Annotated in this window: 15 protein-coding genes; 9 read left to right on the top strand and 6 right to left on the bottom strand. The window is 65.2% G+C overall.

Features of this window, described 5'->3' with window-relative positions; all coding sequences use genetic code 11:
- Positions 1-165 precede the first annotated feature (165 nt).
- From FIU89_RS18510 to FIU89_RS18495, 4 genes are all read left to right on the top strand, one after another.
- Positions 166-1,122 (top strand): ABC transporter substrate-binding protein, encoded by a 957-nt coding sequence (locus tag FIU89_RS18510; protein ID WP_152493957.1) that lies wholly within the window; start codon positions 166-168, stop codon positions 1,120-1,122.
- A gap of 90 nt (positions 1,123-1,212) precedes the next feature.
- Positions 1,213-2,250 carry a glycine betaine/L-proline ABC transporter ATP-binding protein gene (locus FIU89_RS18505; RefSeq protein WP_152493956.1) on the top strand — a complete coding sequence of 346 codons (1,038 nt, stop codon included), beginning with the start codon at positions 1,213-1,215 and terminating at the stop codon, positions 2,248-2,250.
- Entirely contained in the window at positions 2,243-4,249 is a 2,007-nt protein-coding gene (locus FIU89_RS18500) for a proline/glycine betaine ABC transporter permease (protein WP_152493955.1), read from the top strand. Before FIU89_RS18505 ends, FIU89_RS18500 begins: the two co-directional genes overlap by 8 nt.
- Positions 4,250-4,282: 33 nt before the next feature.
- The gene (locus FIU89_RS18495) at positions 4,283-6,655 is read left to right on the top strand and encodes a DUF1989 domain-containing protein (RefSeq protein ID WP_152493954.1); all 2,373 of its coding nucleotides are present in this window, start codon (positions 4,283-4,285) and stop codon (positions 6,653-6,655) included.
- Positions 6,656-7,318: 663 nt separating this feature from the next.
- On the opposite strand, the gene FIU89_RS18490 is transcribed toward FIU89_RS18495, so the two are convergent.
- Positions 7,319-8,980 carry a DNA polymerase Y family protein gene (locus FIU89_RS18490; protein ID WP_152493953.1) on the bottom strand — a complete coding sequence of 554 codons (1,662 nt, stop codon included), beginning with the start codon at positions 8,978-8,980 and terminating at the stop codon, positions 7,319-7,321.
- Between the two features lie 144 nt (positions 8,981-9,124).
- Here FIU89_RS18490 and FIU89_RS18485 point away from each other — a divergent pair, with 144 nt between their 5' ends.
- The 3 genes from FIU89_RS18485 to FIU89_RS18475 are packed head-to-tail and all read left to right on the top strand — an operon-like array spanning position 9,125 to position 11,092.
- Positions 9,125-9,454 (top strand): metalloregulator ArsR/SmtB family transcription factor, encoded by a 330-nt coding sequence (locus FIU89_RS18485; protein WP_057793175.1) that lies wholly within the window; start codon positions 9,125-9,127, stop codon positions 9,452-9,454.
- Positions 9,444-10,436 carry a DUF563 domain-containing protein gene (locus tag FIU89_RS18480; protein WP_152493952.1) on the top strand — a complete coding sequence of 331 codons (993 nt, stop codon included), beginning with the start codon at positions 9,444-9,446 and terminating at the stop codon, positions 10,434-10,436. The genes FIU89_RS18485 and FIU89_RS18480 overlap by 11 nt, the downstream gene beginning before the upstream one ends.
- Positions 10,437-10,456: 20 nt before the next feature.
- Complete coding sequence (locus FIU89_RS18475) at positions 10,457-11,092, top strand: hypothetical protein (RefSeq protein WP_152493951.1); 636 nt, start codon at positions 10,457-10,459, stop codon at positions 11,090-11,092.
- Here FIU89_RS18475 and FIU89_RS18470 read toward each other — a convergent pair whose 3' ends face one another.
- The 3 genes from FIU89_RS18470 to FIU89_RS18460 form a co-directional block, all read right to left on the bottom strand.
- Positions 11,093-11,971 (bottom strand): DMT family transporter, encoded by an 879-nt coding sequence (locus FIU89_RS18470; RefSeq protein ID WP_152493950.1) that lies wholly within the window; start codon positions 11,969-11,971, stop codon positions 11,093-11,095. It lies immediately after the preceding gene.
- The gene (locus FIU89_RS18465; protein WP_152493949.1) at positions 11,968-12,849 is read right to left on the bottom strand and encodes a LysR family transcriptional regulator; all 882 of its coding nucleotides are present in this window, start codon (positions 12,847-12,849) and stop codon (positions 11,968-11,970) included. Before FIU89_RS18465 ends, FIU89_RS18470 begins: the two co-directional genes overlap by 4 nt.
- A 132-nt stretch (positions 12,850-12,981) precedes the next feature.
- Positions 12,982-13,269, bottom strand: coding sequence for an I78 family peptidase inhibitor (locus FIU89_RS18460; RefSeq protein ID WP_152493948.1), 288 nt, complete (start codon positions 13,267-13,269; stop codon positions 12,982-12,984).
- A 203-nt stretch (positions 13,270-13,472) separates the two neighbouring features.
- On the opposite strand from FIU89_RS18460, the gene yghU reads away from it, so the two are divergent.
- Positions 13,473-14,342 carry a glutathione-dependent disulfide-bond oxidoreductase gene (gene yghU, locus FIU89_RS18455; RefSeq protein WP_152493947.1) on the top strand — a complete coding sequence of 290 codons (870 nt, stop codon included), beginning with the start codon at positions 13,473-13,475 and terminating at the stop codon, positions 14,340-14,342.
- A gap of 64 nt (positions 14,343-14,406) precedes the next feature.
- Complete coding sequence (locus FIU89_RS18450) at positions 14,407-15,123, top strand: NYN domain-containing protein (protein WP_152493946.1); 717 nt, start codon at positions 14,407-14,409, stop codon at positions 15,121-15,123.
- Positions 15,124-15,209: 86 nt separating this feature from the next.
- Here the strand turns inward: FIU89_RS18450 and FIU89_RS18445 are convergent, their stop codons facing one another.
- Together FIU89_RS18445 and dapA are read right to left on the bottom strand one after the other, a co-directional pair.
- On the bottom strand, positions 15,210-15,695 hold the full coding sequence (locus FIU89_RS18445; protein ID WP_152493945.1) for a flavodoxin family protein: 486 nt from the start codon (positions 15,693-15,695) through the stop codon (positions 15,210-15,212).
- A gap of 11 nt (positions 15,696-15,706) precedes the next feature.
- Positions 15,707-16,582: a 4-hydroxy-tetrahydrodipicolinate synthase gene (dapA, locus tag FIU89_RS18440; protein WP_057793155.1), complete on the bottom strand. Its 876-nt coding sequence runs from the start codon at positions 16,580-16,582 to the stop codon at positions 15,707-15,709.
- Positions 16,583-16,588 lie beyond the last annotated feature (6 nt).

The raw sequence follows: 16,588 nt of genomic DNA, 5'->3' as shown, positions 1-16,588 counted from the left end.
GACAACGCCACGAGCCTAGCCGTGGCACCCGCCCTTTGCCAAACTTTTTTAGAGGCATGGCACAAAAAGTTTATAATCAGAGTTCCACCCGGTCTTTGCGATACTGCGCCCGCTAACAAAGGGCCGGCACGCAGAATCAGGCCCGACAGCCAACTGGGAGTTACCATGAAAATCAAAGCATTGATGTCCGCGACGGCCATCGCCCTGGCTTCGGCCTCGGCCGGTTTCGCCGCCGAGGACAGTTCCGAACCCATCGTCATCCCGCTGCACAACTGGTCCAGCCAGATCGTGATGAGCCATGCCGTTGGCCAGATCTTCGAGGAGATGGGCAACAACGTCGAATTCGTCACCACCGACAGCCAGGCGGTCTACGAATCGATCCGCCTGGGCGACGTGACGCTGGAACTGGAAGTCTGGGAAGGCGCGTTCGGGGCCTCGTTCCGCGAGGCGCTGGACAAGGGCGGCCTGCATGACGCGGGCGACCACGACGCCGTCACGCGAGAGGACTGGTGGTACCCGATGTGGACCAAGGACGCCTGCCCGGGCCTGCCCGACTGGAAGGCGCTCAACGACTGTGCCGAGCTCTTCGCCACGCCCGAAACCGGCGACAAGGGCCTGTTCCTCGACGGTCCGGTCGACTGGCTCAAGCACGGCAAGGAACGCGCCGAGGCGCTGGACCTGAACTATGTCGTGAAGAACGCGGGCTCCGCGGCCGCCCTCTGGGCGCACATTGCCTCGGCCGAGGAAGACAAGACCCCGATCCTGGTCTTCAACTGGACGCCCAACTTCGCCGAGGCCGTCTGGCCCGGTGAATTCGTCGAGTTCCCCGCGTGGGAAGACGGCTGCGACACCGACCCCGCCAAGGGCCCCAACCCCGACGCGCTCTACGATTGCGGCAACCCCGCCGACGGCTACCTGAAAAAGGCCGCCTGGGACGGGATGCAGGACAAGTGGCCCAACGCCTACGAGGTGCTGACCAAGATTTCCTTCACCAACGCCCAGATCGCCGAAATGGCCAAGCTGGTGGATATCGAGGATTACGAGCCCGAGGAAGCCGCAGAGATCTGGCTGGAAGACAACGAGGACGTCTGGAAAGGCTGGCTGCCCGGCGGCGGCACCTGACCTCTTCGCCTTTCCCTGTCCGGTGACGCGCCGGGCAGGGCCTTGCCGGCGGTCCGCACCGCCGGCGCCAATCCAAGGACCAGCCCCCTCATGACCTCGGACAGCCCCGTCATCTCCTGCCGCAACGCGTGGAAGCTTTTTGGCCCCAACCCGCGCCAATACCTCAACTCCCTGCCCGCCGGGCACAGCTACGAGGATATCCGCGCCGACGGTTATATTGCCGGGGTCAAGGATGTCTCGGTCGAGGTTTCCAAGGGCGAGATGCTGGTCATCATGGGGCTTTCCGGGTCCGGCAAGTCCACGCTGGTGCGCTGTTTTTCGCGCCTTCACGACATCACAGGCGGCACGATCGAGGTCGAGGGCCAGGACATCATGGCCCTGCCGGAAAAGGACCTGATCGAGTTGCGCCGCTCCAAGATGGGCATGGTGTTTCAATCCTTCGGCCTGCTGCCGCACCGGACGGTTCTGGAAAACGTGGCCTTCCCGCTGGAAATGCGCGGGCAGGACCGGCACGCGCGGCGCGACCGGGCGCTGGAAGTGATCAAGCTGGTGGGGCTGGAAGGCCGCGAGGAGTATTTCCCGCGCGAGCTTTCCGGCGGCCAGCAACAGCGCGTCGGCATTGCGCGGTCGCTTGCCATCGAGCCCGACATCTGGTTCCTGGACGAGCCGTTCTCGGCGCTCGACCCGCTGATCCGGCGCGAAATGCAGGACGAATTCCTGCGCCTTCAGGCGATGCTGGGCAAGACCATCGTTTTCATCACCCACGATTTCGACGAGGCGCTGCGCCTTGCCGACCGCATCGCCATCATGAAGGACGGCGCGATCGAGCAATGCGACACGCCCGACCGCATCGTGATGGACCCGCAGACCGAATATGTCCGCAAATTCACCGAGGATATCGACAAGGCGCATGTGGTCCACGCCAGTGTTCTGGCAAAACCCGTCAACGGCCACGCCGTCGAGGGCGAGGCCATCGCGGGCGACCGGACCATTCACCAGATCGCGCGCCAGCTGGTCAGCGACCCGCGCGAGCATTTGCCCGTGGCGGGCAAGGACGGCAAGGTGATGGGCGTCATGGCCCGGCAAGAGGCGCTGGAGGTGCTTCTGGGGGACAGCGCCAATGGCTGATGTCGCCACCAACGCCACCCGCACCTCCCTGTCGATGCGCCAGCCCGGCGCCACCCGCGACCCCGTTTTGGTGGCGCTTCTGGTGGCCGCGATCCTGCTGTGCGCGGCGAAGCCCGTTCTGCCCGATTTCCTCGTCCGCCTGCCCGAGGCTTGGATTCCGCCCTTGGCCCAGTGGCTCGACGCGTTCTTCGACGTCATCACCGGCGACATGCAGGAGGGGCGCTTTGGCCTCATCTACATCACCCGCTGGTTCGCCGAAGGCCCGCTGGAGTTCCTGCTGGGCGTCACCGCCAACCTGCTGGAAGGCAAGTATCGCTGGCCCTACATGGCCGACCCCATCCCGTGGGCCGCCGTGGCGGGCCTCGCCGCCGTGATCGGCTATTACCTGGGCGGCTGGAAACTGTCGCTGCTGGCAGGCGGCACCTTCGTCTGGACCGCCTTCATGGGCCAGTGGGAGCTGACGATGCAGACCCTTTCGGTGCTGCTGGTGGCCGCCCCACTGGGCTTTTTCGTGGGCCTCGTCATCGGCATCGCGGCGTGGAAATACAAGTGGTTCGACAACGCGATCAAGCCGCTGCTGGCCGTCATGCAGACGCTGCCTTTCTACACCTACCTTCTTCCGGCGGTGATCTTCTTCAAGGTCGGCCCCACCGCGGGAGCCATCGCCACCACGATCTATGCCACCCCGCCGATGATCCTGATGACGACCGTGGGCCTGAAAAAGGTCTCGCCCGAGATCGTCGAGGCCGGAAAGATGTCGGGCGCCACCCGCTGGCAGATGTTGACCAAGGTGTTCATCCCCTCGGCCCGCACGGAGATCCTCGTCGGCGTGAACCAGGTCATCATGCTCTGCCTTGCGATGGTGGTTCTGACCGCGTTCATCGGCATGCCCGGCCTTGGCGGCAAGCTCTTGGCGATGATGAACTCCCTCAAGCTGGGCCGTTCCTTCGAGATCGGCATCACCATCGTCCTCGTGGCCATCACCCTCGACCGCCTGTCAAAGGCCTGGGTGCGCAAGCTGCCCGAGCATCACCCCAAGGACACGCCCTTCTACATCCGCTACAAGTACACCGTCCTGTCGGTCGTGGTCTTCGCCGGGCTCTACCTTCTGGCGCAACCCGTCGAGATCCTGAACGAGGTCGGCCGCCGCCAGTCGCTGTCCATGGGGCGCGAGATCGACGGCGTGTTCGAGGCGTTCCTCAACCTCGACGTGGTTCAGGCGATCACCGGAACCATCCGCTATGTCCTGAACGTCTGGGTCCTGATCCCTTTCCGCGACGCGCTTTTGTGGATCCCCACCTCGGCCTTCATCCTGCTGGTCGTGGCCTTCGCCTATGGCGTGGGCGGCAAGAAACCGGCGATCTATGCCGCGATCTTCTTCTCCATCGTCGCCCTCTCGGGCTGGTGGGACCGCTCGGTCATCACGCTCTACTCGGTGCTGTCGGCCATGGCGATCTCGATGATGATCGGCATTCCCATCGGCATCCTTGCCGCGCGGTCGGAAAAATGGTCCGAACGAATGCTGCTGGCCTGCGACACCGCGCAGACCTTCCCCAGCTTCATCTACCTTCTGCCCGCGATCATGCTTTTCGGCATCACCGACACCACCGTGGTGCTCTCGATCGTGATCTTCACCATGGTCCCGCTCACCCGCTACACCATCGAAGGGCTGCGCAGCGTGCCCGCCGAGATGACCGAGGCCGCCGACATGGCGGGCTGCTCGCGCTGGCAGAAACTGACCTCGGTGCAACTGCCCCTCGCGATGCCCACCATGGCCGTCGGCTTCAACCAGGGCATCATGTTCGCCTTCTTCATGGTCATCATCGCGGCCTTCATCGGCACGCAGGACCTTGGGCAAGAGCTTCAGCGCACGCTGGCGGGCACGGATCTGGGGAAAAACTTCGTCCTCGGGATCAATGTCTCGCTCATGGCGTTGACCTTCGACATGGCGATCCTCAGCTGGGCCAACCGCCGCAAACGGGCGCTGGGCCTCGATTGATGACACAATTCACGAGTGATAAAAGGCACATTCATGACCGTTAAGCCTGTCTTCGAGACCCCGTATGAACGCGCCGGCGTCATCACGCCCGGCCTGCCGATCCTGCCCCACGGGACGGAACGCCACCCCATCCCCGGCGGCGGCTCCCGCGCCGTCCCGATCTATCGCGGCGACGAGATTTCGGTGCTGGATTTCCAGGGGCTGCAACCCGGCGAGATGGTGTTCTTCACCCCTGACGGCAAGTCCGACCCCGGCCGCCTCGGCGCCTCCAGCCACGGCCGCCCGGATGGCGTCCTGTCGGTGCTCGACAACGGCTCGGTCTCGGGCCGCCGCGTCGCCTCGGCGCTCGACCGTGCGGGCTTCAAGCTGGGCGATGCGCAATGCATCAAGGTGTTCTCCCAAGGCTCCCGCGCCGGTGAGATGGCGACCTTTCAGGCTGACAGCGACGGCCTGCTTATCGTCGCCGCCCCCGGCGGCCCGATGGACCCGGGCACGCAGGCGCCGCCCACCGACCTCATCCTCTATATCCGCCGCGCCGACCCCGGTGTCGCCAAGGGCAGGCACATGCCGCCCGATCCGCTGGCCGACCCGATCCACGATATCAACATCCAGCCGGGCGAGGCGAAATCCTATCACGTCCAGAAAGGCCAGTTCATCCAGGTGCTGGACGTGCAGGGCCGCGAATGCTCGGACTTTCAGGCGTTCTCCCTGCGCTCGCTCGACAAGGGCCTCGACCGCGAGATCGACCCGACCACGACGCGCACCCTGATGGGGTCGCTCTACCCCCTGCCGGGCATCTTCGCCAAGTACTGGAACGTCGATCAGGAACCGCTGGTCGAGATCGTGCAGGACACCTGCGGGCGGCATGACACGTTCGGCCTGGCCTGCACCGCGCGCTATTACGAGGAGCTGGGCTATCCCGGCCACGTCAACTGTTCCGACAACATGAACCGCGACCTCGAACAATACGGCGTGCGCCCGCGCGCCGGCTGGCCCGCGATCAACTTCTTCTTCAACACCATGCTGGACGAGACCAATGCCATCGGCATGGACGATCCATGGTCGCGCCCCGGCGATTACGTGCTCTTGCGCGCGCTCACCGATCTGGTCTGCGTGTCCACCGCCTGTCCCTGCGACGTGGACGAGGCCAATGGCTGGAACCCCACCGACATCCAGGTCCGCACCTATGGCGAGACCAACAGCTTCAGCCGCTCTGTCGGCTACAGAAAATCAGCGGAGGCCCCTTTGGAACACACCAAGGAAACCGGATTTCACGAGTGTTTTTCACGGCATACCCGGGATTTTGTCGAGTATAACGGGTATTGGTTGCCGAACAGCTTCCCGTCGGTGGGCTCGATCGGCGAATACTGGGCCTGCCGAGAAAAGGCGGCGATCATGGACCTGTCGCCCCTGCGCAAATACGAGGTCACAGGCCCCGACGCCGAAGAACTAATGCAGTATTGCGTCACCCGCAACGTCAAGAAACTGGCCGTGGGCCAGCTGGTCTATACCGCCATCTGCTATGAGCATGGCGGCATGATCGACGACGGCACGCTGTTCCGGATGGGCGACAACGCCTTCCGCTGGATCGGCGGCAACGACACCTCGGGCCTGTGGATTCGTGAACAGGCCGAAAAACTGGGTCTGAACGCCTGGGTGCGCAACTCCACCGACCAGTTGCACAACGTGGCGGTGCAGGGGCCTCTGTCGCGGGACATCCTGAAACAGATCATCTGGACCGCCCCGGCCAATCCCACGCTGGAAGAGCTGGGCATGTTCCGCTTCACCCCCGCGCGCCTCAATGATTTCGACGGCACCGCGATTGTCGTGGGCCGCGCGGGCTATTCCGGCGAGCTGGGATACGAGATCTTCTGCCACCCGAAAGACGCGGAGGAGGTCTTCGACACGATCTGGAAAGTGGGCGAGCCGATGGGGCTGAAGCCGCTTGGATTGGCGGCGCTCGACATGATCCGCATCGAGGCCGGCCTGATCTTTGCCGGCTCCGAATTCGACGACCAGACCGACCCGTTCGAGGCTGGCATCGGCTTCACCGTGCCGCTGAAATCCAAGAACGACGATTTCATCGGGCGCGCCGCGCTGGAAGAGCGCAAGGCGCATCCGCAGCGCAAGATGGTCGGGCTGGAACTCGAAGGCGGCCGCGTGGCCAGCCCCGGCGATTGCGTCCGCATCGGCAAGGCGCAGGTGGGCGAGGTGACCTCCGCCGTGAAATCCCCCATCCTCGGCAAGAACATCGCGCTGGCCCGCGTGGACGTGACCCACTCCGAGCCGGGGACGGATATCGAGGTGGGGCAATTGGACGGTCTGCAGAAACGCCTCAAGGCCAGGGTCGTGCCCTACCCGCATTTCGACCCGACCAAGGAACGGGTGAAGGGCAACTACGGCTGAGCCCTACTCGTCCGTCTCGCCCGCGGTCATCCTCGGGCCTGACCCGAGGATCTCTCCGCCCCGGAGATCCCGGATCAAGTCCGGGATGACGGTCACACCTTCTCCCCGCCGCGTAGGGCGGGGTTCCACCCCGCCTCGGTGCCGGGATAAATCCCGGCCTACACCCACGCCGGTCCGAGCCTGACCCGGGGCCTCTTCTTTCGCACGTCCCGCGTAGGGCGGGGTTTCACCCCGCCTCGGTGCCGGGATAAATCCCGGCCTACACCCACGCCGGTCCGAGCCTGACCCGGGGCCTCTTCTTTCGCACGTCCCGCGTAGGGCGGGGTTTCACCTCGCCTCGGTGTCGGGAAAATCCCGGCATACACCCACGCCGGTCCCAGCCTGACCCGGGGCCTCTTCTTTCGCACGTCCCGCGTAGGGCGGGGTTTCACCCCGCCTCGGTGTCGGGATAAATCCCGGCCTACATCTACGCCGTCCCGGGCCTGTGTAGGCACCTCTTCCATGTCCGGCATCCCTCGTAGGGTGGGTGAAAACCCACGCGCCCCCCCGCACGCCCTGTTAATTCCGGCCCCCGGGACACCGCACCGTCGCCATACCACCCAAATACCGACGCGTTACCGACGTCCTTTTCGCAAGCCGGACACTCTTAACCTTTTGATTCGCCTACGCAAACCGCCCCTGACAGAACCACCCCGACGACATCGTGCCGCCATGCGCATAAAAGAGCCACAACCGCTCCCCCCGGCCGGTGATCACCTGCCAGTAATCCCGGACCCCCGACCGCCAGTTCGGATCGTCCAGCCACCACTCCGGCGCGATCCGCTCCGGCCCCTTCGCCTCGGCCAAGTCATGTGCCCGCCCCCGCCACCGGAACGTCCCCGAAAGGTGCGGCACGTCCGGGGCATTGACCGGCTCGGGGCCCCAGATCAGCAAGGGGCGCGGCGTGGCCGGGCGGGGCCACTCCGCTGCCGGCTCCGACCATGCGGCGGCCAGGATTTGTGACGTCTTTTCAGGGATGTGGCTGCTGGCGGGGTGCAGGCGCGTGATCGCCTCCAGCCCGATGCGCCCGCCGATGCGACCGATCAGATCCTCCGCGGCCGTATCCCGCGCCAGCCGGTCGCGCGCGGCCTGGGTCGCGTCCAGATGACCGGCGGCGGTGCGGTGCTGAACCGGCTCGCTCACGGCAGCCACCAGCCGCAAGGCGTCGATGCCAAAGCCCGCGTCGATCTCGTCCAGCCGCATGGCCAGCAGGGGGCGGATGCGGTCGGGCTCGTCCGTCGCCCGCGCCAACCCCGCCTCGATCCAGCCCATGGTGCTGTCGGCGCGCCACGCCTCCAGCCGGACCTTGCGCACGCCCTGTCCCTGGTCCGCCAGAAGCTGGCACAGGCGCGGCACCAGCCGGTCCAGACCGGCCTGTAAATCGTCAATCAAACCAATGGGTTCCGGCAGGGTCAGCCGTGTCGCCAGCCGGGGTTTCACCCGCGCCGGGGAAACGGGTTCCGGCGCCGCTCCCACCGCCTGATCCATCCGCAAGAGCAGTCCCCTGCCAAAGCGCCGGGCCAGCGGTCCGCGCGGCTGGTTCAAGAGGTCGCCCACCTTGCGCAGGCCCAGCCGGTTGAGGGCCGCGACCTGATCTTCCTCCAGCCGCAGGGCGGCAATGGGCAAGGGGGACAGAAACGTGCGCGCCTGCCCGGGCGGCGCGATGGAAAACGGCCTTGAATTTGAACGGCTTACGCCCGCCACCGGCGCCGCGCCGCCGCGTTCCCAGTGCCGCCGCTTGGCTGCACGAGAGCGGGTCGCACGGGCCTCCTGGTCGATAGCGTCGCCGCTGCGATCCGCCCCCGGCACGGCCCCGGCATAGCGCGCCAAAGCCCAGGCCGCGCCCACGGACCCGGCCAGGCCGCACCGCGTGGTCAGGCCTGAAAGTGACGCATCTTCAATGACTTGACGGGCCATCGCCTCTTCCCCACCGAAAAGATGCGCACAGCCGGTGATGTCCAGCAACAGCGCATCGGGCGGCTGTGTCGCCACCCACGGGCTCAGCCGTTCGGCCCACCGCTCGAGACTGGCCAGAAACGCCGCCTCCTGGTGCGGGTTTTGCAGTTTCGTGACCAGCGTGGCGCACATCGCATGGGCATCGCGCAAGGGCTGACCCACCCTCAGCCCCGCCGCCTCGGCCGCGCCCGACAGCGAGCACAGCACCTGCATTTGCCCGGTGTCGCGCACCACGGCAAAAGGCACGTCCGCATCCAGCCCGGTCCGCCGCAGCAGCCGTTCGGCCCCCAGCCGGGGAAACCAGACAGAAAGGATACGCCGTTCGGGCATGGCAGCGGGATCGGATCAGCAGCGATAATTGTTCTTTATTTGTTCCAAATTAGGGCGCTGCCGCACCGGAGTCGAGTCCGCAATGTCGTCCCGAGGCCCAAGACAGTTGACGCGGCCAGTGTCACAAGGCTTAAACGGTGCACCATGGCCCAATCGCTCGACACAGTATTCGCCGCACTGGCCGACCCGACCCGCCGCAGGATCCTGTCTATGCTGCTGGAGGATGACATGGCCGTGACGGATGTGGCAGAGCCGTTCGAGATGTCGCTGGCGGCGGTGTCGAAACACCTTGGCATCCTGACCCGCGCGGGTCTGATCAGCCAGGAACGGCGGGGCCGCGTGGTGTGGTGCAAGCTGGAGCCGGACGCGCTGCGCGACGCCAGCATCTGGATGCAGAGCTTCGGCCAGTTCGAGGCGGTGCACCTGGACGCGTTCGAGCAGTTCCTGGCGAAAGAGTTCCGCGATGATGGATGACGCGGCGCCGGGCGCGGCGCTGGATCCGCGCGTCTTGCCGCAGCCGCGTATCGAGACGGTGGAGCAGGCGCAGGTGGTCCCCATGTCGCAAGGCCGGGACCTGGCCTGTGGCGTGTTCCGTGCGGATGGCAGCTTTGTCGAGCAGTCGCGCACGCTCTATTCTGCCAATCGCTTTACCGCGCAGCCGGATGTGCCGGGGGCAGCGGAGGTCTTGCCGGGGCGGCATCTCTTCATCGGCATCGGGCGGCATCATTTCGGGCATTTCCTGCTGGAATGCATCTCGCGGATGTGGCCCTTGGGGCAGCGCAGCTATGACGGTCTGGTTCTGATCCCGATGCATGGCATTGATTTCGGGGCGGTTTTCGAGCGGCGGCTGAAGGCGTTCGTGGACCTCCTGAGCGACGGGTTGCCGGTGCATTTTGTGAAAACCCCGGTGCGGGTCGAGGTGCTGGACGTGCCGACACAGGGCATGGGGCACCGCGACTGGATCACCGGCACGCCGGAGTTTCGCCGCTTCATTCGCGGGCGGCTTCAGGCGGCGGTGACGCCCGAGGGCGACGAGAGGATCTATCTGTCGCGGTCGCTGCTGAAACGCCCCGGCCAGATGGTGGACCAGGAAGAGCGGATCGAGCGGCTGATGCACAAGGCGGGCTATACGATCCTGCACCCGCAGCGCCACAGCCTGCCGGAACAATGCGCCCACTACGCCGCCGCGCGGCAGATCGTGGGGCCTGATGGCTCGGCCTTTCATCTGGCGCCATTCATGCTGCAGCCCGGCACGCGGGTGGGCCTGATCCAGCGGCGCTGGCGGCAGGGGGCGTTCGACGCGCTGGCCAATCAGATCGAGGCGTTCTGCGATGTGGAACTGGTGAAAATGAACCCGCTGATCCGCCCGGACGACGGACAAGTGTCAGAAGAGGTGCCGCCACCCATGGATTATCGCCGCCTTGTGCGGAAGCTGGAGGCGGGTGGGTTTCTCTGACCAACAAGAGGACCCTTGCCATGAAGTCATCTGCCCTGACCCTGATGCTGGCCCTTTGGGCCGCCCCCGCCCTTGCCCAGAACGCCTGTGTCACGCCGCCGCCGGTGGGCGACCCTTGCATGGTGGGGCACTGGGTCGGAGAAAATACGGCCCCCGCGCGTATCCGCGCCGCCTTGCAGAGCATGGTGCCGGAGGACGTCATTCGCGACATCGCGGCAGGAGCCTCGCCGACCTTGGGAATTTCCATCTACGATGACGGGTTCTATCACACGCTCCCGTTTCACCAGGCCACGGAATTCACCGATACGTTCGTCGAGACCGGCGATGTCGTGGACGTCCGGCTGGACCTTGCCGCGCCGACGCAGGTAGGATTCATCAACGGCGAGGCTGGGCGGGTCACGTTCTGCGACGCAGGGTCCGCCCCGGCCATGTTTACGATGACGGCCAATGGTGATGGCATGACCGCACCTGTTGCGGGAGCGGAGCGGTACGAGCCGACGATCACCTATACCTGCCGTGGCGACACGATGGGCATGGATGTGCAACTGCCGGCGCCGATCGGCACGGTGCAGTATTTCCTGCGCAGGGTTCCAGAGGATGCGTTCGGCGACGAGTTCCGGAGAATTCGCGATGCGGCGCGGGATCTGGCCGAGTGACTATTCGTCCTTCAAGAGCAGCATCAGCGCCACGGTGGTCAGCCCCACGCCCACGAGGGTCATGCGTGGCGGCAGGCCGTGGCCAAGTGCTGCCTGCCAGCAGATCACCCAGGTGGGCGTCAGGTAGGTATAGGCCATGACCTTGGCGCTGGGCAGGCGCAGCGAGGCATATTGCAGCAGAACGAAAGTGATCGCCGTGGCCGCGACGGCGGTATAGACGATGGTGATCCAGACGATGGCGGGCAGGCCAAGCCAGTCGGTGCCGCGCATGTCGGACCAGCCCGCCAGCGCGATCAGCCCGGCGGCAGCGACCATGGCGCCGAAGGAAAAGACAATGGGCCGCTCGCCCCGGTTCAGCTTGCGCACCAGCGGTGTATAGAAGGCGTGGGCGATGCAGCCGAAAAAGAAGATGACCTCGCCCCGGCCCATCTCGAACCGCATAAGCGCCTGAAGATCGGCGTCGAAGATCACCCAGAGCGCCCCCGCCGCGCCGATGGCCAGCGCCACGCCCATGCGCGGGGTCATCACCTGCCGCAATAGGATATAGCCGAAGAGCCCCGACATGATGGGTGTCAGGGTAAAGACCGCCGCCGCGCTGACCGGGGCGGCGGTTTTCAGCGCCTCGAACATCATCACGAAGTATAGCCCCATCGACCCGCCCAGGAGCAGGTAGCGCCACGGGGCCTGCCACGTGGCACGCGGGATGCCGACGGTGGCCCAGGCGGCGCTGCCCAGCAGGACCGAGGCCAGGATGAACCGCACCGCGTTGAGGGCTGTGGGCGCGATATGCGGGGCGGCCATGGACCCAAGCGCGAAGGACCCGGCGATCAGCCCGGAAAAGGCCAGCATCGCGGCATGGCCGCGCAGCCGGTCGGTCATTCGACCTCCCACGCCTTGGCGCGGTCCTTGAGGAAGCGCAGGAAGGCCTGCACCTTAGTGGTGCGGTGCAGGTCCATATGGGTCACCAGCCAGATCGGCGCGGACCATTCGTCCCGCGCGGGCATGACCTCGGTCAGGTTGCCGAGCTGGTTGGCAAGGACCTTGCTGAGAAACCCGATACCCGCGCCGTGGGTGATCGCGCGGCGCTGGGCGTGCACGTCCTGACTGCGGAAGATGATGCGCTCTTCGGGCGCTGTCTGCCGCAGCCACTGGTTGAAGGGCGCGCGGTTCTTCGGGTCGTCGGCGCTGACGAACCAGTGCTGGTCGAACTCGTCCTCCGACGCGGGCAGGCCGTGCCGGTCGACATAGGATTGCGCGGCATAAAGCGTGTGCGCCTGCTTGTAGAAGGGCTGTACCACGTTGTCGGGCTGATCCGGGGCGCGGCCCGCGCGGATGGCGACATGCGCCTCGCCGTATTCCAGGCGAAACAGACGGTCGCCGGTCAGGTAGCGCAGGATGATGTCGGGATACTCCTGCCGGAATTCGGTGAGGACCGGCACCAGAAGGTGGCTGAACCCGCCCAGCGAGGTGATGACCAACTCGCCCGACACATCGTTGCCGCGGCCCTTGATGCGGCCCGCGAGCTGGCTGAACTGGTCGTCGGTGGCCTGGGCGACGCGCAGCAGGTCCTCGCCCGCCTCGGTGGTGGAATAGCCGCGGGCGTGGCGTTGGAAAAGCTTGACGCCCAAGCGTTCCTCAAGCGCGTCGATATGGCGGATGACGGTGGCGTGGTGGACGCCAAGCGCGTCCGCCGCGCCGCTGACCGTTCCCACGCGTGCCACGTGAAAGGCGGTGCGGACTTCATCCCAGCTGTCCATGGCAGGCCTCAGTCGTTTGTGCGAAATCAAACATTACTGGCGAGGCAGTATCAACTTTGTTGAAATAAGCGCAAGCCAAGAATGGCAGCCGGGCCGGGGCGTCTGTTAGGACTCAGGTGCAATGGCGCGGGCTTAGCCGCACCAGAAGCGCACGATGGTATTGTCGCTGTCCAGATCGACGTTCAGCCGTTTGGGATTGTACTCCATCGTCACGATCCCGCCGGGCGGAATGATGCGCACGGGCTGGTCCAGCGTGGATTGATCGAAGGCGTCCAGCGGCTGGCCCACAAGGGCGGCGTGGTCAGCGGCCATGCAGATATCGGGGCCTTCTTCTTCGGCGCGCGAAGGCACGCCATCGTCGGTGACGGCCGGCCCGCAGGCCGCAACAGTCGTCAGTGTCGCTATTGCCAAAAACCGCATCTTTCATGTCTCCTTCGCGTCGTCTGGGGCAGCATTGGCCAAAGCCCAAGGCCTGTGCAACCCCCAAGACCAAGCGTGCAAACAATTGGCGTCTTTTTCGGCGATGACGGTCTTGCACAGAAATCTGTGCAGCGCTGCACCTTGCATTGCCGCTGCGGTCGGTTAGCTCTTTGCAGGAACACAAGACAAAGCGAGAGCCCGTGATGACCGACGACACCTACACCCCGCCCGAAGTCTGGACCTGGGACGCCGAGAGCGGCGGCACCTTCGCCTCGACCAACCGGCCCATCGCCGGGGCGACGCATGACAAGGACCTGCCTGTGGGCGAGCATCCCTTCCAACTTTATTCCATGGGCACGCCCAACGGGGTGAAGGTGACCGTTATGTTCGAGGAGCTTCTGGCCGAGGGGCATGACGCGGAATACGACGCCTGGCTCATCCGGATCGGCGATGGCGACCAGTTCGGCTCGGGCTTCGTCGAGGTGAACCCCAACTCCAAGATCCCCGCGATGGTGGACCGCTCGGGGTCTGAGCCGATAAACGTCTTCGAATCCGGCTCGATCCTCATTCACCTGGCCGAGAAGTTCGGGGCGTTTCTGCCCGCTTCCGGCCCAGAGCGCACCGAGGTGATGAACTGGCTGATGTGGCAGATGGGCAGCGCGCCGTATCTGGGCGGCGGCTTCGGGCATTTCTACGCCTATGCGCCCGAGAAATACGAGTACCCGATCAACCGCTTCGCGATGGAGACCAAGCGGCAGCTGGACGTGCTGGATAAACGGCTGGCGGACCGGCCCTATATCGCGGGGCAGGAGTACAGCATCGCCGACATGGCAATCTGGCCGTGGTACGGCAATCTGGCGTTGGGCCGGCAATACGATGCCGGCAAGTTCCTGAGCGTGCACGAATACAAAAACGTCGTGGCATGGGCCGAAAAGATCCTGGACCGGCCCACCGTGCAGCGCGGTCGCATGGTGAACCGCACCATGGGCGAGCCGCACGAGCAGTTGTGGGAACGTCACGACGCCTCGGACTTTGAGACCAAGACCCAGGACAAGATCGGCGACAAGGGCTGAGCGCCCACAATCGGCTTTCGCCGGAGGGGCGGATCGGGCAGGGTGCCCCTGAAAAGGAGTTGCCATGCCCGACCGTTCCAACCTGCTTGCCGTCCTGATCGACGCCGACAACGTGCCGTCGAAATATGCCGATGCCATCCTGAAGGAAGTCACCAGCTATGGCGAGCCGGGGCTGCGGCGGGTCTATGGCGACTGGTCCAGCCAGCAGTTGAGCGGCTGGACCAAGACGGCGCAGAACCTCGGACTGGTCCAGCACCAGCAGACCGCCAACACCAAGGGCAAGAACGCGTCGGATATCGGGCTGGTGATCGACGCGATGGATATCCTGCACGCCGGGCATTTCGACGGGTTCGTTCTGGTGTCCTCGGACAGCGACTTCACCCGGCTGGCCAGCCGCATCCGCGAACAGGGCCTGACGGTGATCGGCATCGGCGAGGCCAAGGCGCCCGATGCGCTGAAGAACGCCTGCAACCGCTTCGTGGCGATCGAGAACATCTACCAGGAGGCCGGGTCGTCCGGGCTCACGAAGGCCAAGGCGGGACTCGATTCGAAATCCGCGTCCAATGCCCGCAACCTGATCTTCGACGCGATGGAAAAGATCGACCAGGAAGGCGAGTGGTATCCTCTGGGCCGGATCGGTCAGCAGATCCAGGCAGACAAGCCGGATTTCGACACGCGGACCTATGGCGAGAAGAAGCTGAGCGATCTCGTGGGCAAGCTGAAGGTGTTCGAGACGAAGTCAGGGCCGGGCAACCAGATGCTGGTGCGCCGGGTCGACTAAGGCGTTTCCGGGTCAGTCCGAAACAGGTATCGCTTCTTGCGTCTGAAAAGTCAGCGAATAGCGATTCAGGGTTTCCCGGAAGCGCTCTAGAACGCGCCCATCTCCAGACCGGCGCCAAGGGCTTGCCCCAGCTCGCGGCAGGGGGCAAGGTCCTCTTCCGACAGGTGTTTTTCGGCCAGGATCTGTTCCTGCGTCTGGGCGTGGGTGCAGATGATGAAGGGCTCCTGCACCGCTTTCAGCCGCCAGCCCTGGGCAATGCGGGCGATCTGTTTCTGGGCATTGGTGCCGTCGGACCCGGCACAGACCATCTGGGCATAGGGGCGCCCCTCGATCCGGCCAAGCACGGGGTAATAGCAGCGGTCGAAGAAGTCCTTCATCACGCCGGCGATGGCGGCCAGGTTTTCCGGCGCGCAGAAGATATAGCCATCGGCGCGCAGCAGATCGTCCGGCCCGCTCTCTTCGGCGGTCTGCAGTGTCGTGGTCGTCTCGTCCCGCGCGGCTTCGGCGGCGGCCTGCGCCATCTGGCGGCTGCCGCCGGTCTTGGAGTGGTAGACGATCAGAAGTTCGGCCATTGGCCCGAGGCCTAGTTCATCAGCCCGGCATGGCGCAAGCCGTCATCGACCATCGCCTTGGTCTCGTCGCTGAGGTCGGTCAGGGGCGAGCGCACCTCGTCGCTGCACAGACCCAGCCGCGACAGGGCGTATTTCGCGCCCACGAGGCCAGGCTCGGTGAAGATCGCCTTGTGCAGCGGCATCAGCCGGTCCTGGATTTCCAGCGCTTTGGCATAGTCGCCGGCGAGCGTGGCGTTCTGGACCTCGGCCACCATGCGGGGGGCGACGTTGCCAGTGACGGTAATCACGCCGACGCCGCCTTGGGCGTTGAAGCCGTGCGCGGTCGCGTCCTCGCCCGAGATCTGGCAGAAATCCTTGCCGCAGGTCATGCGCTGGTGGCTGACGCGGGCCAGGTCGCCGGTGGCGTCCTTGACACCCACGATGCGCGGCAGCTTGGCCAACTCGCCCATCGTGTCGGGCAGCATGTCCACCATGGACCGCCCGGGAATGTTGTAGATGATGATCGGCAGGTTGCAGCAATCGTGCAGCGCGGTGAAATGCGCGATCAGGCCACGCTGGGTGGGTTTGTTGTAATATGGCGTCACCACCAGGGCCGCATCGGCGCCCACCTCTTCGGCGTGCTGGATGAAGCGGATCGATTCGAGCGTGTTGTTGCTGCCCGCGCCCGCGATCACCGGAATGCGGCCGTTGACGGCGCGCACCACTTCGGACACGACGGTTTCATGCTCGGTATGGCTGAGCGTGGGGCTTTCGCCGGTGGTGCCGACGGGCACGAGACCGTGGCTGCCTTCGGCGATATGCCATTCCACAAGCTTCTTGAGCGTATCGAGATCCAGCTCGCCGTTCTTGAACGGCGTGACCAGGGCAGGAAATGATCCTTTGAACATGATACG

The sequence above is a fragment of the Roseovarius sp. THAF27 genome (assembly GCF_009363655.1).
Taxonomy (GTDB): Bacteria; Pseudomonadota; Alphaproteobacteria; order Rhodobacterales; family Rhodobacteraceae; genus Roseovarius.
The sequence above is the reverse complement of the archived record's forward strand: the minus strand, read 5'-3'. Positions and strand labels throughout refer to the sequence as shown.